This is a genomic window from Gordonibacter sp. An230 (genome assembly GCF_002159915.1).
Taxonomy (GTDB): domain Bacteria; phylum Actinomycetota; class Coriobacteriia; order Coriobacteriales; family Eggerthellaceae; genus Rubneribacter.
The window spans coordinates 1-21,837 of the sequence record NZ_NFJP01000006.1 but is presented as its reverse complement, the minus strand read 5'-3'; the positions used below and the strand labels follow the sequence as shown (position 1 = coordinate 21,837).

Annotated in this window: 15 protein-coding genes and 1 tRNA gene; 6 read left to right on the top strand and 10 right to left on the bottom strand. The window is 63.7% G+C overall.

Features of this window, described 5'->3' with window-relative positions; translation table 11 throughout:
* Nucleotides 1-91 precede the first annotated feature (91 nt).
* A complete protein-coding gene (locus tag B5F40_RS15850) occupies nt 92-1,204 on the top strand; it encodes an epimerase (RefSeq protein ID WP_140396414.1) in 1,113 nt (370 codons plus the stop codon).
* A complete protein-coding gene (locus B5F40_RS04395) occupies nt 1,201-1,893 on the top strand; it encodes a 4'-phosphopantetheinyl transferase family protein (protein ID WP_087193166.1) in 693 nt (230 codons plus the stop codon). Before B5F40_RS15850 ends, B5F40_RS04395 begins: the two co-directional genes overlap by 4 nt.
* A gap of 277 nt (nt 1,894-2,170) precedes the next feature.
* On the opposite strand, the gene B5F40_RS04390 is transcribed toward B5F40_RS04395, so the two are convergent.
* The 5 genes from B5F40_RS04390 to B5F40_RS04370 all read right to left on the bottom strand — a co-directional run bounded on the left by B5F40_RS04390 (nt 2,171) and on the right by B5F40_RS04370 (nt 5,459).
* Nucleotides 2,171-3,421: a relaxase/mobilization nuclease domain-containing protein gene (locus B5F40_RS04390; RefSeq protein WP_087193165.1), complete on the bottom strand. Its 1,251-nt coding sequence runs from the start codon at nt 3,419-3,421 to the stop codon at nt 2,171-2,173.
* Nucleotides 3,422-3,423: 2 nt separating this feature from the next.
* Nucleotides 3,424-3,789 (bottom strand): plasmid mobilization protein, encoded by a 366-nt coding sequence (locus tag B5F40_RS04385; protein WP_087193164.1) that lies wholly within the window; start codon nt 3,787-3,789, stop codon nt 3,424-3,426.
* Nucleotides 3,790-4,014: 225 nt separating this feature from the next.
* Nucleotides 4,015-4,320 carry a hypothetical protein gene (locus B5F40_RS04380; protein WP_087193163.1) on the bottom strand — a complete coding sequence of 102 codons (306 nt, stop codon included), beginning with the start codon at nt 4,318-4,320 and terminating at the stop codon, nt 4,015-4,017.
* Between the two features lie 4 nt (nt 4,321-4,324).
* Nucleotides 4,325-4,639, bottom strand: a complete 315-nt coding sequence (locus B5F40_RS04375; protein ID WP_087193162.1) for a hypothetical protein — start codon at nt 4,637-4,639, stop codon at nt 4,325-4,327.
* Nucleotides 4,626-5,459: a ParA family protein gene (locus B5F40_RS04370; RefSeq protein ID WP_140396412.1), complete on the bottom strand. Its 834-nt coding sequence runs from the start codon at nt 5,457-5,459 to the stop codon at nt 4,626-4,628. The genes B5F40_RS04375 and B5F40_RS04370 overlap by 14 nt, the downstream gene beginning before the upstream one ends.
* 189 nt (nt 5,460-5,648) lie before the next feature.
* On the opposite strand from B5F40_RS04370, the gene B5F40_RS04365 reads away from it, so the two are divergent.
* A complete protein-coding gene (locus B5F40_RS04365; protein ID WP_087193160.1) occupies nt 5,649-7,349 on the top strand; it encodes a hypothetical protein in 1,701 nt (566 codons plus the stop codon).
* A 128-nt stretch (nt 7,350-7,477) separates the two neighbouring features.
* Nucleotides 7,478-11,467: a SpaA isopeptide-forming pilin-related protein gene (locus B5F40_RS04360; protein ID WP_087193159.1), complete on the top strand. Its 3,990-nt coding sequence runs from the start codon at nt 7,478-7,480 to the stop codon at nt 11,465-11,467.
* Nucleotides 11,468-11,515: 48 nt separating this feature from the next.
* Here the strand turns inward: B5F40_RS04360 and B5F40_RS04355 are convergent, their stop codons facing one another.
* The 3 genes from B5F40_RS04355 to B5F40_RS04340 form a co-directional block, all read right to left on the bottom strand.
* Nucleotides 11,516-12,166, bottom strand: coding sequence for a hypothetical protein (locus tag B5F40_RS04355; RefSeq protein WP_087193158.1), 651 nt, complete (start codon nt 12,164-12,166; stop codon nt 11,516-11,518).
* A gap of 448 nt (nt 12,167-12,614) precedes the next feature.
* Nucleotides 12,615-12,701, bottom strand: a tRNA-Leu gene (locus B5F40_RS04350).
* Between the two features lie 945 nt (nt 12,702-13,646).
* Complete coding sequence (locus B5F40_RS04340; RefSeq protein ID WP_087193156.1) at nt 13,647-15,587, bottom strand: MDR family MFS transporter; 1,941 nt, start codon at nt 15,585-15,587, stop codon at nt 13,647-13,649.
* 663 nt (nt 15,588-16,250) lie between these two features.
* On the opposite strand from B5F40_RS04340, the gene B5F40_RS04335 reads away from it, so the two are divergent.
* Nucleotides 16,251-16,880 carry a TetR family transcriptional regulator gene (locus B5F40_RS04335; RefSeq protein ID WP_087193263.1) on the top strand — a complete coding sequence of 210 codons (630 nt, stop codon included), beginning with the start codon at nt 16,251-16,253 and terminating at the stop codon, nt 16,878-16,880.
* Between the two features lie 3 nt (nt 16,881-16,883).
* Here B5F40_RS04335 and B5F40_RS04330 read toward each other — a convergent pair whose 3' ends face one another.
* The gene (locus B5F40_RS04330) at nt 16,884-17,525 is read right to left on the bottom strand and encodes a CPBP family intramembrane glutamic endopeptidase (RefSeq protein ID WP_239442908.1); all 642 of its coding nucleotides are present in this window, start codon (nt 17,523-17,525) and stop codon (nt 16,884-16,886) included.
* A gap of 581 nt (nt 17,526-18,106) precedes the next feature.
* On the opposite strand from B5F40_RS04330, the gene B5F40_RS04325 reads away from it, so the two are divergent.
* Entirely contained in the window at nt 18,107-18,874 is a 768-nt protein-coding gene (locus tag B5F40_RS04325; protein WP_087193155.1) for a TraX family protein, read from the top strand.
* 129 nt (nt 18,875-19,003) lie between these two features.
* On the opposite strand, the gene B5F40_RS04320 is transcribed toward B5F40_RS04325, so the two are convergent.
* Nucleotides 19,004-20,341: an LCP family protein gene (locus B5F40_RS04320; RefSeq protein WP_087193154.1), complete on the bottom strand. Its 1,338-nt coding sequence runs from the start codon at nt 20,339-20,341 to the stop codon at nt 19,004-19,006.
* Nucleotides 20,342-21,837 lie beyond the last annotated feature (1,496 nt).

The window sequence follows — 21,837 nt, the reverse complement described above, 5'->3', positions numbered from 1 at the left end:
TCACTGTCATTGCTTGGTGTATATAATATTAGATTAAGTTAACTCGCTTTTAGGTTTTCGGATGTAAATCGTACATGGCAGGAGGGAATGAATGATTAGCGTGGCTGGTGCCAGCGGCAATGTCGGCCGCCTCGTAGTTAAAGAACTGGTGCGCATGGGCCTTGCTCATATTCGCCTTGGCGGGCGAAACCAGCATGCGTTGTTTGAAATTGCAGAAGAAGTCCCTTACGCTGACATCTTCCCGTTCGATTTGACTTGCGAAAGAGACTCCGTGCGCTTCTGCGAAGGAAGCTCTGTCGTAGTCAATTGCGCCGGACCTTCGTATATCATACTTGATCGACTGGCCCACGCCGCAAGCGTTGCATCAGCGCCTTATGTTGATGCTTCCGGCGATTACCCGGTTTACAAGCTACTTCTCGCTCGCCAAACCTCATGTAGCGCATTGTTATCCGCAGGTGTCTTGCCTGGATTATCAGGCCTTGTACCTCGATGGATGGCAAAAGGATTCGACCATCCCAATAACCTCTCTACCTACGTTGGGGGTTTAGAAAGATGCAGCACCGCAAGCACAATCGACATGCTTCTCAGCATGGACGGCAAAAGAGAGCCTCATGGAGAGCCATTAGCTGGCTGGAGATCTGGACGCAAGGCATCCAAAGCCCTTCGCCCTGCGAAGAATCTAGAAGTCCCTTTTGTTCCCGACCGCGTCAATGCATATCCGTTCTTTAGCATTGAATCAGAAAGGCTTGCGTGCGATCTCAGGCTTAACAACTGTGATTTTTGGAACATTTTTGCCGGGGAAAAGCTCATAGACACTTTCATTCAACAGATGGGTGGAGATTTCTCGGAAGATCATTTGGGACAAGCGCTGGAAGATTTAAACCAAGCAGCCACACTTGACCTACTTGGACGGAAACCCTATTACATGCTCGTGTTCCAAATGGATGGCGTCGCAAATGGAGAAGCCGTCTCAAGAACCGTGGCCTTACGCACGCACGACGCATACCGCCTTATTGCGACCATGACCGCGCTAACGGCTCTCGCTCTCGTCGAAGGAAAAGCAACCGAAGGGATAGGGTTCGCAGCCGAAATGGTCGATCCCGATTGGGCCGTTTCCGTACTTCGACAGTCTCCTTCACTTGACGCATTCGAAATAGCAGACCGGCGCTATGGGGAGAACGCCATTGAAGAGGGGGTAATATGATAGAAGGAATTCTTCCGAGCAAGGCAACAGGCGTTGACATGTTCGGGGATGCGACCTCGAAACTCATTTTCGAAGAAGAGGAGGAGCAGATTCGCGAAGCCGTGCCGAAAAGGAGAAACGAATACATCAGCGTTCGGTGTTGCGCCCGAATCGCGCTGCATCGGATGGGACTCCCTCCATCCCCTTTGCCGAAAGGCATTGGGGGCGCACCCAGATGGCCCTGGGGAGTCGTAGGGAGCATGACCCACTGCGTTCGGTATAGAGCAGCGGCCACCGCCTTTTCAAGCGATTACTCCTCTATCGGAATCGACGCCGAGCGCAATGTGAAACTACCTGATGAAGTAACGCCTCTTGTAATAACCCGGCATGAAGAGGCTTTACTGCGGCAATTACGCGAGTCCCCATTTCCAGTGCAATGGGACACGCTTTTATTTTGCTCAAAGGAGGCTCTTTTCAAGGCATGGTATCCCATTACAAAAGAATGGTTGGGATTTGAGGACGCGCATATATCGCTAACAGCCGAACCCCACTCAACTCCTTCGTCCTCGCGCGGCGCTTTCCATGCCCGCCCATCAAGAGAGTTCGAAAACAAAAGCGAGGATCGCACCGGATTCTTCCCTTCGATGCGCGGAAAATGGCAATGCAGAGACGGGATCATAACCACCTGCGCATACGTTGAAGCTCGTTAACAAGAAGCTTGTGGACAACCGGCGCACCCGCCCTCCCTCTTTTCTCTTTGAATACTCTATACCCCCTTGAAACGATAGCGCCTTCTACTAGATTCCAGCAAACAAGGTGGAACTTAGACTCTACGGTTCGTTTCGTCGAAAAACTCGCAGCACGATGAAGTAAGCCCATCAAGACTCAAATATGAATTCCTTTGCAAGCAGACAGGGCGGCAACATTCCCACAATCGCAATCGAACGAATGACGGCAATGGGAAAAGGCACGCTCCTCGAAGGGGCATCATCTGGCCGATTCTCTTTCTCCTTCAGAGCAGCCCCTCTCAGCCCGCCCTTCCCGCTCGCCATTGGAGGCGCGAGCCCGGCTTCCGACTCCGCGAAACCCTTCCCGCCCGGTGCCTCTGAGAGCCGCCGACCGCGCTTCCTCGGCCTCCCTCAGCACCGTCGCAGCCACGTGGCGAGAGAACGAGAGGTTGCTCAGACGCGCAGTCTGCTCGTCGAGTTCCGACACAAGCGCCTCCTCCCTTCCCAACAGGTCCACCTGCAGCTCCTCGGGACCTCCCGAAGCGAGCCTCACCGCTATCTCGCGCATCTCGGCCCTCGCAGCGGCAAGCCTCCCCTCGGCCGACTCCTTGAGGGCATCGAAGCCCCGCAGCGACCCGACCCCCTCCCTCCTTATGGTGAGCAGGCACCGGGCCAGATCGTCGGCCGAGAAATGGGACAGCGCCCCCTTCCCCTCCACTTCCGAAGGGAAGTCCTCCCAGCGAGCATCCGGAGCAAGGGCCTCGATACCGGAAGGGGAGAACGCCCGCCCCAGGCTCTCGTCAGTGGCCTTGTGCTCTCCATCCGGATGGAAGTAGGTGATGCCGCGCCTAGTCAACCGCATGGAGTACCCTGCCGAGCCGAGGGCTCGCTCAAGGGATGCGAAGTCCTCAGAAACCGCCCCGGCCGCAGTGACCGCCCTCCGGATGTCCTCTTTCCACGATGCCTCTCCCCGCGAGGCCATCCCCCGCTCGGCAGAGGTGCGCGCATCGCGGTCGGCGCGTCGGGCGGGCAAGTCGGGCAAGGCGGAGAACCCCAGCTCCTCGGAGATGCGCTGGAGGCGGTTCGCCTGCCGACGCTGGTCCTTGTCGCCCATCTGAAGCTTCAGGCCCGTCGCAAGGTTGGTGCAGTTAACCACGACGTGGGCATGGTATCCCGCACGGGCCGCATCGTCGTGCAGCACGACAGCGATCTCGTGGTCGGGGAACATCTCCCGAGCCCACCTCGCAGCGAGCCCCATCACCCTGTCCTTGTCGAGGGCCGCCTCGTCCTTCGGATTGGGAGACACGACGAAATGCTCGTAGAACCGCGTGCGACCGCGCCCGCCGCGCTTCCGGTCGTGCCCGCGGGCGCGGCGCGTGGCGTCCATGTCGGCCGCCCACTCACGCTCGTCTCCGAGGTTCAGGCACAGGGTGGCCGCCGCGCGCCCGTTTCGTTCGAGGTACCTCTTCAGCGCTCGCACGGAGTTGTGCCCATCTATGGTTTTGAGCATGGTCACGTGCGCGCCCTCCTCTCGGACGACAGCGCGTCCCGGACCGCACGGTACGCCTCGACGCGCGCCGCCTGGCTCTCGGAGACGGAGGCGATGGCATCGGCGCACCCGAGCGGGTCGACGCGCGAGAGCGCGTTGAGGCGATGGGCCACCTGGTTGAGGTTGTTGCCCTGCCGCGCCAGCTCGAGAAGCAGAGCGCGCAAAAGGTCGCGGTCGGCCGCCGGAAGCAGCACGGTTCTCTCAAGCGCCGCCGTCACGTAATCCGTTTTGGTGACCCCCGCAGCCCGCGCCCTCTCGGAGAGAGCCCGGTCCTGCGAGGGTGTGAGCCGGATGTGCAGGCGGGCATCCTTGCGCTCGTCTGCCGTCATAGCCCCCTCCCGTCTCCGCAGCCGCGGCGAAGAGAGCTCGCACGGGACATGATGGGAAAGAAGGGAATGACGGGAAAACCGCGACGCGCGAAGCGGCGGCGCGCCAGCGGGCGCCGGAGGCGACCGGTATTTGTGCGCACGAACGTGCGCACAAATACGGCTCTGGCTAGTGGACCCCCGCGCCCCGGCGCGGGGGCGGGGCGACCGAGCCCCGACGGCAGAACCTCACGCCCCACGCGTTCCTCCCTCCCCTCGCTTGCGGCTCGCCTCGCGCGAGGCCTCCCTCGACCTCGCCTCGTCCTCGGCGCTTCTCTCCTGGGCCGATAGGTCGGCCGTCCGGGTTCCCGACAAGAGCATCATCGCCACGCGCCGGGCGGCATCCAGATCGGGGGCCGACGCCACCTCTCCACCGAGTCTGCACGCCCCTCCGAACGCGTCCCGGCGAAACACCAGCACCCTTCCTTCCGAATACCCGTCTTCAGCGCTCGCAAGGTACAACCTATGCCCATGAGCCTCTTCCACGAACTCCATGGCGTCACTCCTCGCATCCAAGCGCCGCTTTGGCCGTCTCGTACTCGTCTGGCCAGGTGGCGACGATGGCATGGCGCACGAGCTCATCCTGTGTGGGCTTCGGGGCGTCCTTCGACATCTTTTGGGCAACCAGGGAGAGGGTGAAATGCTGCGAGGGCGTGAGCAGGACGTTGATGGGCTTGGTGTATGCGTCCGGCTCGACCGAGGAGCTGTGACGGGCCTCGTAGCCGGGAAGGTCGCTTGGACGCTCTGCGCACGCCTCTGCTGCGGACAGCATGTCGCGCACGGTGCTCCCTGCGAAGCTCCTACGCCGCGCCATCGGAAGCCCCCTTCCTATCCGCGAGCCCTAGCAGACGAAACGCCGCGTCGGCGACCGCCAACGCGTCCGCAGCCGCAGGGCTGTCGGGCTTGTAGTCCGGCAGATGAGCACCCAAAGCTTGGGCCTCCTGCACCACGACCGACTGACGGACGCGACCAATGACAGGAACCCCTTTCGCCTCCGCCCATCTTCTCAGCGCTTCGTCGAAGTCCTGTTGGACTATCGTGCGGCCCTGCCAGCGGGTAACGACGACGCCCAGGACGGAGAGACAGGTGTTGGCGCATTCGCGCACCTGGCCAACCGTGTCCACCACCTCTGCCGTCTCGTCGAACGCGAACTTCTCCGCAGCAGTGGGGATCAGCACGAAGTCCGCGGCCACAAGCGCGTTGAACGCGAGGCAGCCGAGGCCGGGAGGGGTGTCGATCACCGCAAGATCGTATGCGTGCGCGCACGGCCCGAGCGCGCGGCGAAGCAGCCCGTCCCTCCCCGGTTTCGACGACAAGGCGAGGTCGGCCGCGGAGAGGTCGGGGGTCGCGGCGGCGAGCGAGACGCCGCCGGCATCGCACAGGACGCTTTCGAGCGCAGCCTTCTCGTAGAGCATGCGGGCCACGCCGGTCCGGACGGGGGCGGGATGCAGGTGCCTCGTCAGGTTGCCTTGGGGGTCAAGGTCGATCGCCATGGCGCGCAGCCCGCGCGCGGCGGCCTCTTGCGCCAGCAGGGCGGCCATCGTGGTCTTCCCGACGCCGCCCTTTTGGTTCGCCACCGCCACTACGACCATGCGTTGGGTCGCCGCGTCTTTGGGAATAGGAATGCTCGGCACGTCTCCGTCACCTTCTTCGAATCATATCGGCCTGTCCTCGCGGGGCGTTATGTTCGGTAGGAGATGCCCCGCATCACCTTTGTACCATGATGAGATGGATAATGGGATAATGTTCTTACTAAAGTGGCGCAGGTAACGCAGATAGCGAAGCTGCGAGCGCCGAGGGCTGCCGCAGCGGAAAGGGACGGAATGGGCTTCGTTCATGAAATAGTGCCCCGATTCTCATTCAGGTATCGCGGGCCGGGCGATTTCGCCACCGTAGGCGAGGTGGCTGATGTGGGGCGGCTGAAGGATGCCGTGCTTGACGCGTTGGGCGATGCCGATGCCGCCGTCGACGTGAAGGGGCACGCTGATTTCGTGAGGTGGATGGAGGCCCGCAAGCTGTCAAAGCTGCGGGATGCCATCGACGTGTACAAGGAGCGAGGCGACATCCCGGAGCCGTTGTGCGATGCCGCAGCGGAATGCTGCGACCGCGCTAAAGACATATGCGAGGAGTCGAACAAGGGCGCTGTCGTGGCTTTTCTAAACGAGAATCTCCCTGCCCTCCTGGATCCTGCGAGCGATGATAGCCCGGAAGACATGCTTCCGGCCGTCGTCGAGGTGCTTCTTGAATTCAAAAAGGGAATTCGAGCAGAGACACTTCAGGAACTTATCGAGAAAAGGTGCTTCATACTCATCTTGCATCATGACAAGTTCCTTCCCTTGCTCAGAAATAACCGCCTTGCGGAAAGGTTTCTTGAGGCGGTGGTGGAGGATGCTCGTACGTGCCCTCCTAGATTCGAGTCCGCACTTCGAATCGCGATAGTTTTGGGCAGGGATGGCGAGTTCAAGGAAAAAGCAGATTGGGCTTTCGGGGAGCTTCTTAGCATTTGTAGAACCGGTGGCGCGTTCGGGGCCAGCGCTCTTCCTCGAATCATCGCGGCAAGGGATGCGGTATGCACTCTTAAGGCGGCGCACGATGGACATGCGGGTGACTTCGAGGCCCTAGTCTCCGAATTGGAAGGATCCCTCCGATTAGAGATGGGCAAAGGCGGACACCCGTCCTCGACGAAAGTGGACTTGAGTCCCGTCTTTGAAACCCTCAAGGACGAAAGCGCTCCCTTCGAATCTAGAATGGTCACCGCAATCCTTTTCCCTCTATCCGCCTTTCCCAGCGAGGGGCTGAGGGAGGGCCCCTTGGGTTTCGTCACCCAGACGGAGCCGAAGTCGGACGAACGGTTTACAAGGTCGTACCAAATGAGGCTTAGGCTCGCTTTGTCGATGGGAAGCCATATTGTTGGCGGCATTTTGGACGACGACGATCTGCGCGACGATCTTTTCCGCTGGCTGGAAATCACTTTCAACCTAGTGCAAACTAGGACGGGATCGCCTTCATGGGAGCGGGATTTCCTCCTGCTTCTACAATTCCTCTCCAATCTGTCCGACGCGATGGGGCAGGACGATCTCGAGCAAGGCGATCTTTTCTTGAGAACCCAGTCCATCGGGGCGATGTCGTTCATCTACGGGTTTCTTGAAAAGGCAATGAGACATATGGCGAGTTGCTTGCTCGGCGACTCATCCCTTGCCGAGATGGGAAAGACGACCATGGGCCGACTGACTGAAAATGAAAAGGTGAGGAGGGCTTTGACCGGCGAGTTATGCTCGGCTGTGGAATTCGTACTCAGCTGCAATCCTAACACGATGGTCGGAATGAACAGGAGGAACAGGCTCGCCCATTGGAACGATCCCTCCGACGAAGAGATAGGCTGCTGGGCGGCGCTCGAAGCCGCGTATCTCCTCTTGGCGGCCATGACCATGAGCACCCTGTTCTTCTTGGAGCAGGAAAAACCGGGCTGCTTTGGCGAAGATGAGGCCGCAATGCCGAACGCTTCAGGCGGTATACTTTCGTGATCTTGGTATCTTTATAACGAAAATAGCGTTTCATCAGGGGATACCTGAACATTCTCCGTATCCTATACTTTTCGTCGAGCCCGCCACTCCTACCGAACAGCCCGGCGGGCGCGACGAAAGGACAGACCATGAAACACGCCACCTTCGCAAGGGCGAAGGCGCGCCCGAGACGCCCCGAGGGTGCCTCGACGGCAGCCGCGCCCCCCGCCCCAGCGGCCCGGCCATCGGAATGGCTGCGCCGCGCGACGAGCCTGCTGCTCTGCGCAATCCTGGCAGTCGGGCTCCTCCCCACGCTCTCCCCTCGGCAAGGCGAGGCGCACGCCGACACGGCGCAGACGGTGTCCGGGCAAGCGTACGTGCACTGCGTGAACCCCGGCCACACCAACGATCACGGCAACCTCTTCGACGTGACCATGCCTGACGGAACCGTGCTGCGGGGCCACTGCCTCGACTACGGCCTCGCCTACCCCGCCGACGGATGGTACTCTTTCAGCGGCACCTGGAACGGATCGTCGTTCGACATCGTGGTGAACACCCGCGACGCGAGCCCCCATCCCGACTGCCTCCTTTCCGGCCCTTGCCAGCGCGTCGGAAACTTCTCGTGGTCGCCCGAGGTGAGCGTCTCCTTCGCCAAGGAGAGCGCCGACGCCTCCATCACCACCGGGAACGCGGAGTACGCCTACTCGGGAGCGTCTTACGACATCTACGATGCCTCCGACGACTCGCTCGCGGCCCAGATCGTCACCGGGGAGGACGGGAAGGCGAGCTGCAAGCTGCCCGCGAACAAGAGCTATTACGCGATCGAGCGGCAGGCGCCGGACGGCTTCAAGCCGAGCGGCGAGCGCGTCTATTTCGAAACCGGGATGGGAGACGGCCAGGTGCGGCTCGAGGACGAGCCTTGCACGGTGGCCTTCGCCATCCGGAAGAGGGACTCCGCGACCGGCGGGGAGGCCCAGCCCGGAGCCACGTTGTCGGGCGCGAGGTACAAGCTCGTCGATGCCAACGGAGCCTCTCACGTCGCAACCTCCGACGACGAGGGGATCATCCGGTTCGACGGCATCCCGCTCGGCGACGCGACGCTCGTGGAGATCGAGCCGCCCAAAGGCTACAGGCCGGATCCGGAGCCGCACCAGTTCCACGTGTCGGGAAGCGGGCAGCACGAGGACGTCCTCCTCGAACCGTCCGTGGACGAGGACGTGATCGCGTTCGATATCGAGATCGCCAAGTTCAAGGATTACGGCGACTTCGAGAGCGGCGTCGCCCAGCCCGCCGCCGGCGTGGTGTTCGAAATCGTGTCCAACACCACCCAGGAAGTCGTGGGAACCGTCGAAACGAACCAGTACGGCTTCGCGAACACGGCAAGCAACCCCGATGCGTGGTTCGGCGAAGGATCGCGGCCCGACGGCGCCTCCGGAGCCATCCCTTACGACGAGGCGGGTTACACCGTGAGAGAGGTCGAGGAAACCGTCCCGGACGGATTCCACCACGTGGGCGATTGGACGGTAACCGAAGACGACATGCAGGACGGAGCGCTCCTGCAGTACATCGTCGACAACGCCGCCATCCACACCCGCATACAGATCGTGAAGACGGACGCCGTCACGGGCCGAGCCGTCCCCGTTGCCGGATTCTCGTTCCAGCTGCTCGACGAGGGAGGAAACCCCATCGTCCAGGAGTCGTGGTATCCGAACCATGTCGAGCTCTCCGAGTTCACAACCGACGAGACCGGATGCGTCACGCTGCCCGAGCCCATCGAGCCGGGAACCTACTACGTACGTGAAACCGCAGCCCAGCCCCCTTATCTGCTCGGCGGCGAGGACGTGCGCGTGGTTGTTCCGGACGACGAGGCGATCACGCCCACGGTCGTCGTCCGTTACGCGGACGAGGCCGCCGAAGGGTCGGCGACCATCCGGAAAACCGACGCCGCCACCGGAGAGCCCATGGCGGGTGCCGAGTTCGACGTCGTGTCGCTCGGCTTGGTCAAGGGCCCGGACGGCACCGTCCAGCTGGTCGAAGGGGAGACGGTGGGAAGCGTGACGACAGGCGCGGACGGCACCGCCTCCATCGACGGGCTCCCGCTCGGCACGGGTAGCGCTTCCTACGCGTTCGTCGAGACGCGCGCGCCCGAGGGGTACGTGCTCGATCCGACACCGCGCGAGTTCACTGTCTCCTATCAAGACCAGAACACCTCCGTTGCGCATACGTCCGTAGACGCTGAGAACAGGGCCAACACCCTGACAGTCGCGAAAACCGAGCTGGGGAATGCGGAGGCGTCCCTGCCCGGAACGGAGTTCCTATGGTGGAACGCCGATCAGGAGGCATCCTTCAGCGAGCCCGGAGTCGTGGCCGTGCGCGCCGAAGGCCCCGGCGGCTGGGTTGCCGTGGGCTCCGACGAAACTGAGCATCCCATGTCGTACGACGAGGACAGGGACGTATGGTGGGCCGGCGGCCTCGCCGACGGAGATTATGAGTTCGAGGCGGACGGCGAGCGCGCCGAAGGAACGCTTACGGTGGCCGCCGGGGGGACTGCATTCGGAATCGCATCGGCGAAGGCGCGTCCGTCCGGCGAAGGGACGGCGCTGAGCGGCGGCGCCGATGCCGAGGACGAGGCCGGACCCGCAGCGACCGAGACCCTCGTCGTCGAGGCCCGACCGTACCTGATACTGCCCGGCGAGGAGCAGCAGATCATCGAGGTCGCCGCCGACGGGGCCCTGCATGTGGAGAAGCTGGCGCCCGGAACCTATCGTCTGCAGGAGGCCGAGCCCGTTCCCGGGTACGTGCGCGACGAGACCGTGCGCAGCGTGACCGTGGGAGAGGACGGCGCGATCTCCGGCGAGTGGCTCGAATCCGAGGGAGGCGACGCCGCGGCCGTCTTGGAGAACGACTATACGAAGGTGGATATCAGCAAGCGCAGCGTCGCCGGAGAGGACGAGATTCCCGGCGCGCACCTGAAGTTGGAAGATGCCGACGGCACCGTGGTGGAGGAATGGGTTTCCGGAGACGAGCCTCATCGCGTAGAGCGGCTCGAGCCAGGCGACTACACCTTGACCGAGACGATGACGCCGAACGGTTACGACCAGGCGCAAAGCGTCTCCTTCACGGTCGAGGAGACCGGGGAGGTGCAACGGGTCGTCATGTACGACGAGCCCATATCGGTGTCCGGGGAGATAGACAAGCGCCAAGAGATAGCCGACCCGACCGCGCCGGGGGCCGTGGAGAACGGCGACGGAGCCAACAAGGCCGACGTGTCCGTCTCGGAAGACGGCCGCTTCGACTACAGCCTCGACTACCGCAGCACGTCGAGCACGTGGGTTGACGAGTTCACGGTGACCGACGACCTGTCCTCCGTCGAAAAGGGGCTCGCGGTTCTGGAGGGGGTCACGACCGCCCAAGCGGTTGGGGACCGCGACGGCAGAATGAACGTATGGTACCGGACGAACCTCACCCCCTCCGACCACGTCGACGAGAGCGGCGCGAACGCGACCCTGGACGACGGCCACGGGAACCCGTGGCTCGCGGAGGATCTGAACGGCATCCTGGGGGATGACGGTCGGGCGGTCGACTACGCCGGCTGGCGCCTATGGGAGTCCGGAGTGGACGCGACGCGCGCGACCGACCTCGACGCGTCCGACCTCGGCTTGGGCGACGGCGAGGTCGTCACCGCCGTGCGCTTCGAATACGGGTGCGTGGACGCGGGGTTCACCACCCGCGAGGACGGATGGGACCGCGAAGGGATCAAGGACGCCCACGACGACGTCGCGGACGCGGAGCCCGCAAACGGGGATTCGCCTTCGGCGGCCATCCTGCACATGCGCGTGACGGACTCCTACGCCGAGGGGGCCCTCCTCGAGAACGAGGCCCGAGTGGACCTGTGCCGCAACGGAGGGGGAGATGGCCTCGAGGGCCACGACTCCGATCGCGTCGAGCAGGTGCCGGGGGCCGAGGGGCCGGCGCTCCCCGACACGGGCGACGCGGCAGCGGCGGCCCTGCCCTGGCTCGCCGCCGCGTGCGGCGTGGGCGCGGCGGCGGCCGCCGCCTCGGGAGCGCTCCGCCTCCGCAGGGAGCGGAAAGGAAAGGCCGACGCCGGCCAGGCCCCGGAAGGGGCCGAGGAAGCCTAGGGCGGGACTTGGAGGGCGGGGCGCCCCCGCCCTCCGCGCGGCCCGGCCCTAAAGGCCCAAACCCCCGAACCAGTTGTTGTAGGCGTATTCGGCAGACGCCCAACGGCCGTCTCCCCGGCCGTACATGTCCTCCGAGCGGAACCCGGCCTCCGAAACCGACATCCCCCGGAAGCCGCGAACCTCGGCGAGGGCCTTCCCGTAAGCCCTGCGCGCCGCCTTCTCGTCGGGGTAGGCGTCCAAGAAGCAGTAGGCGTGCCAACCTTTCCGGAAGACGAAGGTGCCCCCTACCAGGCCGCAGCACGCGTACAGGGGCCGCGCCCTTCCGAAAGACGCCCCGTTCTCCTCGAGCGCGAGCCATTCGCTCGGGGCGATCGAGGCGGCGGGCACGACGTCCACCCCCATCTCCCGGATGTTCCTCACCCCCTGCGCCTCGGCGTCGGCGCGGCTCTCGAACACGTTGACCCCCACGTCGCCCTTCCCGAACGTCCAGTTCCCCCCGCCCTCCTGGTTCGAGTGGTACCGGAACGTCCTCCCTCCGAGCGGGTCGTCGCAGTCCCTGCACTCGAACGCCTCCGTCACGACGATGGGCCGCACGCTGTCCAAGACGAGACGGTACAGCCTGTCTCCGACGCCGTACAGCCTGTCGCTCGCCGGGATCGAATCGAACAGGGATTCTTGGTTGGGAAGCTCTTTCCTCATGGCCTCTCTCCTCCTTTGCGGCGTCGGGGCCCCTTCGGCCCTTCACCATGTCGCTTTCCGAATCGGCCTTGCCGGTTGCAAGCCCGCCTTGCAACCGGCTCATTGAGCCGCTCCCGGAGGCGCGCGGGCGGTCAAGGGCGTCCGAAAAGCCGAAGGCGGTCCCTCCACCGGTTCCGCGCAGCGGAAGCTGTGGAGGGATTTTGGGCGCCCTTGACGGCCCGTGCGCCGGAGGGAACCTCGGAGGGCCGGCCCGGAAGGCGCGCGGCCAGAAGGGGGATTCGGGGTGCGAGCGAGGTAGGGCCGTCAAGGAAGCACCTGATGAGAGGCTGGGGTACGAGGCACCGAACGAACCGCGGAGCTTGGGGTGCGGGGCCCGGAACCGGGGGGCGAGAGCCTGGAAAACGAAAATCCCCAAGCCTGTGACCTGGGGATTTGCAAAACTCTTCGATGGTGCGGGCGAGAGGACTTGAACCTCCATGAGATTGCTCTCATACGGACCTGAACCGTACGCGTCTGCCAATTCCGCCACGCCCGCGACTCTTCGCTCCCGGAAAATCCCGACAGCGGATGACATGATACTCTAGCCGGGCGTCCGACGCAAGAGCCTTTTTTCGCTCGCCCCCGCGAGCCCTCTCGATTATGCAGTTTCTATTCATTCCCCCCGATCGGGCCAATACCCGCCGATGAGAAAACTTGGATAATCGTCTTCGCAGGTGAACGATGCCGTTTATTGGGGTGCCGAAACATCGAGGGAAAACGGCACGCCATCATGCCCGACACCGCCCAATCACGCGAAAACCACTTCCTATCAGGAGCGACGTGGCAACGACAGAAAGCCTCCAGAATGATCGCAGATTATTGGATATGCATGGGAATGACCCCGTGGCACCCCAACCACACCCCAACCGCCTCTCGAAAAGGCGCACTTGGGGTGCGATATGAAGAAGAGATTTCCATTTGACCTGGATTTATGAACTCAAGAAAGGAGGATTGCGGTTCGACTGCCTGAACCTCCATGGGGTTGCCCCCATACGGACCTGAACCGTACGCGTCTGCCAATTCCGCCACGCCCGCAGTCCTTGCTCTCGGAAATGCCGAAAGCGGATGATATGATACCTCAGCCGCACATCAGACGCAAGGGCCTTTTTCTCCCGCCCTACGCCCCACGATCCAAAGCGCACGGCACCCTTCGTTCGCCCCTCGCCGGAACATCGCCTTGCCCCCTCATGCGCCCCGCGCGCATGTCCCGCATCGCACCATGCGCGACCCGCACGGGGTCAGCGCTTCCTACATCCTGTGGCGCATGCGCAGCAGCCAAAGACGATGCCGCGCGCATCGCGGAAGCCTCCGTCGCGCCACACGTCCCGCTGCACGCACGCCGCGTTCTCGCCATCGCTTCGACGCGCACTTCGCAGCTCGCGAAGCGGGTCGCGAGGGTAAAGAGCGAGGTCGCCATCCCGCTGCACGCACGCCGCCGCAGCTAGCGAGCTTCTCCACCCTCGGACGCAAACGGCTCGGCACCCTCGTCCCTTCGGTCGGCAAGGTACTTCTCCATCGACCAACGCGTGACGTCCGAACGGTTGATGATGCCCACCAGCTTCCCGTCGTCGAGCACGGGGGCTTTCTTCAAGTGGTTCTCGCCCAAAATGCGACACACCTCGGGCAGATCGGCATGCACGTCAACGGCGATGAGGCCCTTCGCTCCGATATCAGCCGCGCGCATGCCCATGAGCTTGTGCAGCTTCTGCGCGAAATCGGAGTTGTCGGCGTACGCGTTCACCGTTTGCACGATCATCACGACCGGGTCCATGATCATCTGCCCGCGCCGCGACAGGTAGCGCATGATGTCGCCGTCCGACACGAATCCGACGGCTTTGCCCTCGGCGTTCACAAGCGGAGCCGCGCTGATGCGCCGATCCACGAGGAACTGCATGGCCTCCGCCACCGTCGCAGTGTCGGGCAGGGTGTAGGCGTCCTTCTGCATGATGGACTCCAGCAGCGTCCTGCGCGCGCCGTCGGCATCCGTCCGAGCGGCATCACCAGGCTTGTTGCGCACGAAGATAAGCACGAGGACGAACCCCGTGAGGCACAGCACCCCCGCGACGACGAACGCCATGTTGATGCCGAACACGCCCGCCGCAGCAGCGCCCATGCCGGACTCGGACGCATTCGTCACCGCCGTCGAAGCGGAGACGATGATGGCCGTGCCGAGAGAGCCCGCAACCTGGCGGAAGGTGTTCTGCACCGACGTTCCGTGGTTCACCAGATCGTTCGGCAGCGCGTTCATGCCCCATGTTGAGATGGGCATGTTCACCAGCGAGAGCGAGAACAGACGCACCGTATAGATGATCGTGAGCGTGACCAGGCCCGTTCCCGCCCCCACGAACGCGAAGGCAAACGTGGTGAGCATGAGCACGCCCATGCCGATGATGGCCAGCACGCGCGGACCATGCTTGTCGAACAGGCGCCCGGCAATGGGGCCCATCGCGCCCATGATGATGGCGCCGGGCAGCAGCACCAAGCCGGACGTCGTGGCCGAATACCCCATGTACGACTGAAGCAAGATGGGAACCAGAATGCCGCCGGCCAGAAGCGCGCCCTGCACGAGCATGACGATAATGGTCGCCATGAGGAACTTCTTGTTCGCCAGCACGCGCACCTGCAGCATGGGATGCTCCATGCGCAGCTGGCGACGGAAGAAGAACACGAGCGCCACCACGCCGACGAGCACGCCAGCAACGGCGTCGACCGACAGACCGTAGGACCCGATGGCCGACAGACCGTACAGCAGCGCGCCGAATCCCACCGTGGAGAGAGCGACGGAAGGCACGTCGAGCGTGGCGTCCTTGTTCGTCTCGCCCCCTTTCTCGAGCACGAAGCATGCAATGAGAACCACCACGACGCACAGGGCGGTGATGATGAAGAACATGTCGTGCCACGACGCCTGATCGATGACGATGCCGGCAACCGTCGGGCCTACGGCGGGAGCAAAAGCGATGACCAGGCCGAACACTCCCATGGCCGTGCCGCGACGATCAACGGGGAACGTCCACATGAGCACGGTCATCACAAGCGGCATGAGGATGCCGGCGCCAGCAGCCTGCACAAGGCGCCCCGCCAGCAACGCCACGAAGTTCGGTCCCCACCCGGCAAGCGCCGTGCCCGCCGTGAACACGATCATGGCCGTGAGAAACAGGCTGCGCGTGGTGAACCGATCCGTCAAATACGCCGTCACAGGAATCATGATGGCGTTCATCAAAGTGAAACCCGTCGTCAGCCACTGAGCAGTGGCGGCGTCTACGCCCATCTCCCCCATGATGGAAGGCAGGGCGGGAGACACCACCGTTTGGTTCAGAACCGTGACGAACGTGCCGAACAACAGCACGGCCAGCATAACGATCTGCTTGCGCGTAAGACCCATGTGCAAATGCTCCCTCGACTCTCTCTCCGTAAAACCGGCCGCACGAAACGACCGAACTGCGCGGCAACCGCAATAGCGGCAAGCCTCGAACCGACCGCGTAAGGCGACCGAGCCACATGCCAACCGCACGGGACAACCACGTCCTCGCAAGCCGCAGCGTTCAGCCCGTCGCCGAAGCGCCTCAAAGCGCAAACCTCTCGGAAACGACCGCAAAGCAGCCGAGCCCGAGACGGCGGTCGGCGCGATCAACGCAGAGCCTTCGCATGCTGCACCTCCGAGCCATCCGGACTCTCGGCTCGAGCACGCCCCCGACACGTCTGCGCGTCGACGCCTCTCGCGTCCAGTTCGTGTAATTTACACCCAGTATAAATATATAACGGATGAAAGTGTGGTACGCTTCGCGGAAACGACACAACAAAGGGACGCCAAACGATCCGCAAGACGCGAGAACGCAAAGCAAGACGGCGTGAAGCGCGGACGATGGCTCGCATCGGTCGGCGGTGAACACGACGCTTCCGCCGACCGTTTCGCACGGACCGTCCGCACGAAGACGCAAGACCGCCTGCGTTGCTCGGGTCGCTGCACACGGTGGCCAAACGCAAACGCCGCTTGTCGTGCGCGAAGCGCGGCGCTCCTCGAACCCGATGGGAGGTTGCATCCATCATGGCAGATCCGGCGCAGGAAGGGCTGCGCTACCGCAAGAAGCTCAAGGCGCGCCTGGCAGTTGAACGCGCGGCGCTCGAGCTCGTGCTCGAACACGGATACGACGAGGTCACCGTGGAGGACATCTGCGCCCGCGCCGAAATCTCCAAAAAGACGTTCTTCAACTACTTCCCATCCAAAGCAGCCGCCATCAGAGGGCGCGTCGAACCGTTTCCCGATGTCGACGACTTGCTTGCGCTGCTCGAAGCGCATCCCGAAACCTGCTATCTCGACGTGATCGTCGAGGCCCTGGGGATTCAGACCTCCCCCGACGCCGACGACGACGTCCTGCAACTGCGCCGCGAGGTCCTCGCCTCCATGCCCCAGCTGTTTTTCCGAGGGCAGCGCGACTTTCTGACGGTGCAGCGCGTCATCGCCGATGCGCTGCGAGCATACTTGCCAGACCATCCTGAAAAACGGATGCTGCCGAATCGATCGGTTGACGACGAGGCCGTTTTGGCATCGTCGGTGGTGCTCGGCCTCTCGCGCGCCCGCTCCATCCTGCACGTGCGAGACGACAGCGAACCCACCGCAAAGCACATCCGCCTCATGTACGCCGCCTACCTCACCGCCGATCTCGATGCCCGCTGATCGCTAGCGAATACGCACGACGGCCGCGATGGCGGCGGGAACGAGCAGCGCAGTGGTGACAGCGAGCAGCGCCAAATCCGAACCGCTTCCGGTCACGTAGGTCTGCAGGACGCCTCCGCCCAGCAACAACGGCCCTGCGGAGAGCAAATTGAAGGCGGCATGAACCCCGGCGAGCGTCCACAAGTTGCGCATCCGTAGGTACATCGCAGCCATGAACAGGCCGAACAGTCCTGCTTGCACAGGCTTGAGAAGCAGCTGCGCGCAAGAGACGACACCTGAGGCCGATGCGACGTCGCCGACGGACACGTGCAGCAGGCCGAACAGGGCAGCCGACGCGAACGCAGCCCGCACCCTGCCGCGCGAATCGCTGCCGCATGCAAGCCCGAGCGCGTCGAGCGCGAGCACGCGGAACACGCCCTCTTCGAACACGCCGGTGAGCAGGCACAGCAACGCCACGAGCGCAAAGGCACCCGCCGCTCCCACCGTCTGCGTCGCAACGGCCTCCTCAGAACCGGGCGCAACGACCGCCCCCTGCGCCAGCGAGACGACCGACGCGAAGCCCGCTGCGGCGGCCACCGCCAGCACGTACGCCGTCCACGCCCCCAAACCTCCCCATGAACGCAGCGTGCCCGAGCCCTTTTCCATAGCGGACGATCCCGGCGCACCCGACGCCCTTGCCGCTCCCGACGCACCCGACTCGTCCAACCTCCCCGGCGAATCCAGCTCATCAAGCGCATTCGGACTCTCCGGCGCCATCGACGCGGCCGATCGCGACCCTTCGGCTGCGAACGGCGCACCCTTCGCGCCCGAGCCCCGCGATGCCCGCGCCGCTCCCGACTCGTCCGACGCAGCACAGCGATTCGGACAGATCGGGCGGGCGGCCCAATTTGGGCAGGTCGAACGGGCGGAACGGGTCGGGCGAATTCGGCGGAGCGCCCGAACGAGCCTCGGCGCCCTCAGCGTGTGGGGATGGGCAGCCCCCACCCCCACGAGCGCGATTGCAGCAAGAACGGCCCCCTGCACGAGCGAACCCGAAAACGTGTCGCCCGGCAGCAGCGAGAAGCACGCCGCCGACGCCACAAGGGCGGCGACGAACGCGACGACGGCGCCATGCGGCGCACGCTCGCCTCTCGCCTCAGTTTCCGTCGTAGAATTCATGCGCACTGCACGACCTCGCCGCCCATCCGACTCGAACGCATCCTGCACTGGCAGTATACTGGAAAGCAATGGACACCCGCACGGACACCTCGGCCGCTTCGGCATCCTCCGTCGCCCCCTCTCGCAGAGGGCTTTCCTCGTTCGCGCTCAAAATCGCAGCCATCGTGGGGATGACGCTCAACCACGCATGCTACCTCTTCTACCCCCACCTGCCCGTCGAAGCGCGCTGCGTGCTGTTCGGAGTGGGAGGGCTGACCTTCCCCATCATGGCGTTTCTGCTGGTGGAAGGCTATCGTCGCACATCGAGCGTCGAGCGCTACGCAGGGCGGATGCTCGTGTTCGCGCTCGTGGCGCAGGTGCCCTACGGGTTGTTCCTCGCCCACAACCTCAACGTGCTGTTCACGCTGTCCATAGGCCTCGCCATCCTGCATGCGCGCGACCGCATGCGCAACCGTGCGAAGTTCTGGCTTTTCGCAGCGGCGCTCACGGCCGCGAGCGCGCTGTGCGACTGGGGAGTCATCGGTCCGCTCATGATCCTTATGATGCAGGAGATTCCCGAGCGCCGCCAACGCATCGTCCTGCCCTTGCTCGTGCCCATCCTCGGCACCGGCCTGCCCGCGCTCTCCGACTACACGGCCTCCTTCGACCCTGCGCTGCTGCCGTTCGCGCTCTATCCACTCGTGGGCTGCACGACGGCCATACCCCTCCTGCTGGCGTACAACGGATCGCGCGGGCGCCCGATGAAATGGTTCTTCTACGCGTATTACCCCTTGCACATCCTCGCGCTCGGCCTAGCGAAGGGGGTGCTGCTGGGAGAATGGGGGCCGGGGCTGTAGGGAAGGCAGCCCGCACCGCATCGAGCGCTCGCACGGCTCGCCTTCGCAGCCGCGCACCGCTCCCGGATGGCCCGCACCGCAGCCGCGCACCATGCCCGCCCCTCCTTCGCCCGCAGGACCGCCTTCGCGCTACCAGTCGGAACCGAGGATCACCAAAAGCCCGCCGTTCGTCTCGTACGAGCCGTCGTTGAGCACCAGCTCGCCCGTGCCGAGGGCGTCGGCCACCTCCTGGGCGTCTTCCGCCCGGCCTTCATCGTCGTACACGATCATCGTGCGCTCATAGTCGAAATTGTCCGCATTGTCTGACGACACCTCGTATCCGAGGGCCTTGATGCGCTCGGCGGCCACCGATCCGGCCCCCGGCGTACCGTTTCCGTTCAGCACGAGCACAGTGTTCTGCCGCCGGGAAGCCTCAGCGGCGTCGGCGACGGCCGACGCATCGCCATTGCCCGTGGTTGCCAGCACGGTGTTCGATCCCTCGTCCACGATGTCCTCCTCGGTGGGAGGCAGCCCCTGGTCGACGCGGGCCATCATCTTCTTCCACTCGTCGACGTCGTTGATCTCGTACCACACGCCGTTTATGTACTGGGAAGTGGTGGGCTCCATGGCCGAATAGATGTCGGTGGACGGATCGAGCCCCTGCATGGCCTGGGCGAGCCCGATGATGTCGGTGATCTCGAGATCGGTCGTGACGTACTGGGAGAGAGCCTGCACGGTGCCCGCCATCGTGGCCACGTCGGCAGCGAGGAGCTTTTTCGCGATGGCCGACAGCACGAGGCGCTGGTTCGCCGCTCGGAACGAATCACCGTCGCCGTACTGGTCGTAGGCGTGGCGCGACCGGCACAGGATGAGCGCTTGGTCGCCGTTGAGCGTTTGGAGGCCTTCGTCCAGATGGCCGCCCGCATCGGCATCGTCGATGGTCATGGGCACGTCCACTTCAACGCCGCCGAGCGCATCCACGATATCCTTGAAACCGTCGAAGTTGATCTCAGCGTAATGCGAGATGGGAACGCCTGCTAGCTCGGAAACCACTTTCACGGACATGGCCGGGCCGCCGATGGCGTGAGCGGCGTTGAGCTTGTTCTGGCCGTATTCGCCCATGTCGACGAGCGTGTCGCGATGCAGGGACACGAGCGTAACCTTCTTGCCGACCGGATCGATGCGAGCGAGCATGATGCTGTCGCTTCGAAACTGGTCTCCGGCGAACGCCTCGGACGCTTCGCGTTCGTCCGACCCATCGGTGCCCATGAGCAGCAGGTAGAACGGCTCGTTGACGAGGTCGGTGTCCGCGAGCGCGGCGCGCAGTTCGGCATCGACGCCGTCATGCAGATTGCCGGAGAGGACGGAATAGTAAGCGAATGCAGCGCCCGCCCCGCCAAGAACGAGCGCAACGACCACAGCAAGCGCGATGAACGCCGTGCGCCGACGCTTGCGCGTGCGAGCTCGCTCGAACTCGCCGCGCGACACGCGACGCGGCGTAGGGCTTCGATCAGGCTGCGCTTGCGAACGCGGGGACGGCGAGGCCGTTCGAGAAGCACGCGGGGAAAGATCCGACCGGGAAGGCCGAGACGTCCGATCCGTCGAAGCCTGGCGACGAGCACGCGAGTCGGACGGCGCGCCAGAGGCGTCGGCACGCGAGCGGCGTGCGCGCGAGTCGATCGATGCGCCAGGGGCGTCAGCGGACGCACGGCGTGAGCGCGGAGAGTTGCTACGGCGGATTTCCATACGGCCATGGTGCCAGCCACCCGCCCAAGCCGCAAGCATCCGCCTGCCTTTCCTAAGAAAAGCCCATAGGGACAGTCGCACCCCCCCCCCGTTCCCATGGCCGCCCTGAAGCCGCGCTCTCGGGCCAGCCCCCGATCATCCCCAGCCCGCACTCTCGGGCCATCGCCCAAACCGTCCCGAAGTCGCGTTGCGAGACCATCTTCCGCGTCGCCACCCTCCCACAGACCGCATTTTCGATCATCTTCAAGTCACGCTCCCGTGTCATTTCCCCGAGCAGTCCTCCCAAGCCGCTCCCCCGAGCAGCACTCTCGGATCGCGCCCCTTTTGAGGCATGCCCTCCGACCCTTTTCTGAGCCGTGCTCGCCCCCTGATAACCACCATCCCTCCCACCTTCTTGGGCCATGCTCTCCGACAAGGCGTCGGGCCGCTTTCCAACTGCATGTCGGATCGCTCCTCCTAGATCGCGGATGCTTTCCCCAGGTTGCGTTCCCGACCGTTTCCCCTAAGGCTCCCTTGCCCCCATGACGCCCCTTGTCGGCAACCGCACGCAAACATTCCACACCCCATGGAGCAACGCTTGCAACTGCGGTGAAACTCTGAGAACGAGTGCAAGACCATCTGTAGCGAACGAATGTTTCACGTGAAACAATTTCGCGAAGAGTCTGCGAGAACACGAGCAGCCCTCTTTTACGACAAGCACGAGCGCAACACCATCAGACGCCGAAAAGGACGGGGGCACATCGCTCGGATCGGTTTCCTTCGATGCAAACGATGGCCGACCGAAGCGAAAATGCGGGACGCAAGGCAGCCCAGAAGGCCGAGAGCCGAACCGCACGCGGATACGCGCCGCGTCGAGGCTCGGAACGCAAGACAACCCAGAAGGCCGAGAGCCGAATCCAAGCCTGCGGAAGCGAAAGCGCCGAGACCATCGATGCAACCGGAGCAAGCCGGGGCCAAGGGCAAAGCAAAGTCGAAGCCAGGGCCGCCCTCTTTCAGGATCGGGACGTCCTTGCTTTCGATCATGGGCGCAATAGGACGCCAAGGCTTGCGCAAGAAGCTTCCGGAAACGCACGAAGAATCGCCGTCAGCCTCGCATTGTCAGCCGAGACTCGCACGCCGAGACCTCCGGAAACACCGAGGAAAGCACCTATTGCGAACGAATGTTTCACGTGAAACATCTTACCACATTAGAAGAAGCGCAAAAGAAGAGAGAGGAGGGGTGTCTCTAAAACCCAACT

What these genes read in the sequence shown, in the direction of transcription:
- B5F40_RS04340 (WP_087193156.1), bottom strand. Translation starts at nt 15,587, where the DNA reads ATGGGTCTTACGCGCAAGCAGATCGTTATGCTGGCCGTGCTGTTGTTC.
- B5F40_RS04360 (WP_087193159.1), top strand. Translation starts at nt 7,478, where the DNA reads ATGAAACACGCCACCTTCGCAAGGGCGAAGGCGCGCCCGAGACGCCCC.
- B5F40_RS04325 (WP_087193155.1), top strand. Translation starts at nt 18,107, where the DNA reads ATGGACACCCGCACGGACACCTCGGCCGCTTCGGCATCCTCCGTCGCC.
- B5F40_RS04390 (WP_087193165.1), bottom strand. Translation starts at nt 3,421, where the DNA reads ATGCTCAAAACCATAGATGGGCACAACTCCGTGCGAGCGCTGAAGAGG.
- B5F40_RS04335 (WP_087193263.1), top strand. Translation starts at nt 16,251, where the DNA reads ATGGCAGATCCGGCGCAGGAAGGGCTGCGCTACCGCAAGAAGCTCAAG.
- B5F40_RS04330 (WP_239442908.1), bottom strand. Translation starts at nt 17,525, where the DNA reads ATGGAAAAGGGCTCGGGCACGCTGCGTTCATGGGGAGGTTTGGGGGCG.
- B5F40_RS04380 (WP_087193163.1), bottom strand. Translation starts at nt 4,320, where the DNA reads ATGGAGTTCGTGGAAGAGGCTCATGGGCATAGGTTGTACCTTGCGAGC.
- B5F40_RS04375 (WP_087193162.1), bottom strand. Translation starts at nt 4,639, where the DNA reads ATGGCGCGGCGTAGGAGCTTCGCAGGGAGCACCGTGCGCGACATGCTG.
- B5F40_RS04395 (WP_087193166.1), top strand. Translation starts at nt 1,201, where the DNA reads ATGATAGAAGGAATTCTTCCGAGCAAGGCAACAGGCGTTGACATGTTC.
- B5F40_RS15850 (WP_140396414.1), top strand. Translation starts at nt 92, where the DNA reads ATGATTAGCGTGGCTGGTGCCAGCGGCAATGTCGGCCGCCTCGTAGTT.
- B5F40_RS04385 (WP_087193164.1), bottom strand. Translation starts at nt 3,789, where the DNA reads ATGACGGCAGACGAGCGCAAGGATGCCCGCCTGCACATCCGGCTCACA.
- B5F40_RS04355 (WP_087193158.1), bottom strand. Translation starts at nt 12,166, where the DNA reads ATGAGGAAAGAGCTTCCCAACCAAGAATCCCTGTTCGATTCGATCCCG.
- B5F40_RS04365 (WP_087193160.1), top strand. Translation starts at nt 5,649, where the DNA reads ATGGGCTTCGTTCATGAAATAGTGCCCCGATTCTCATTCAGGTATCGC.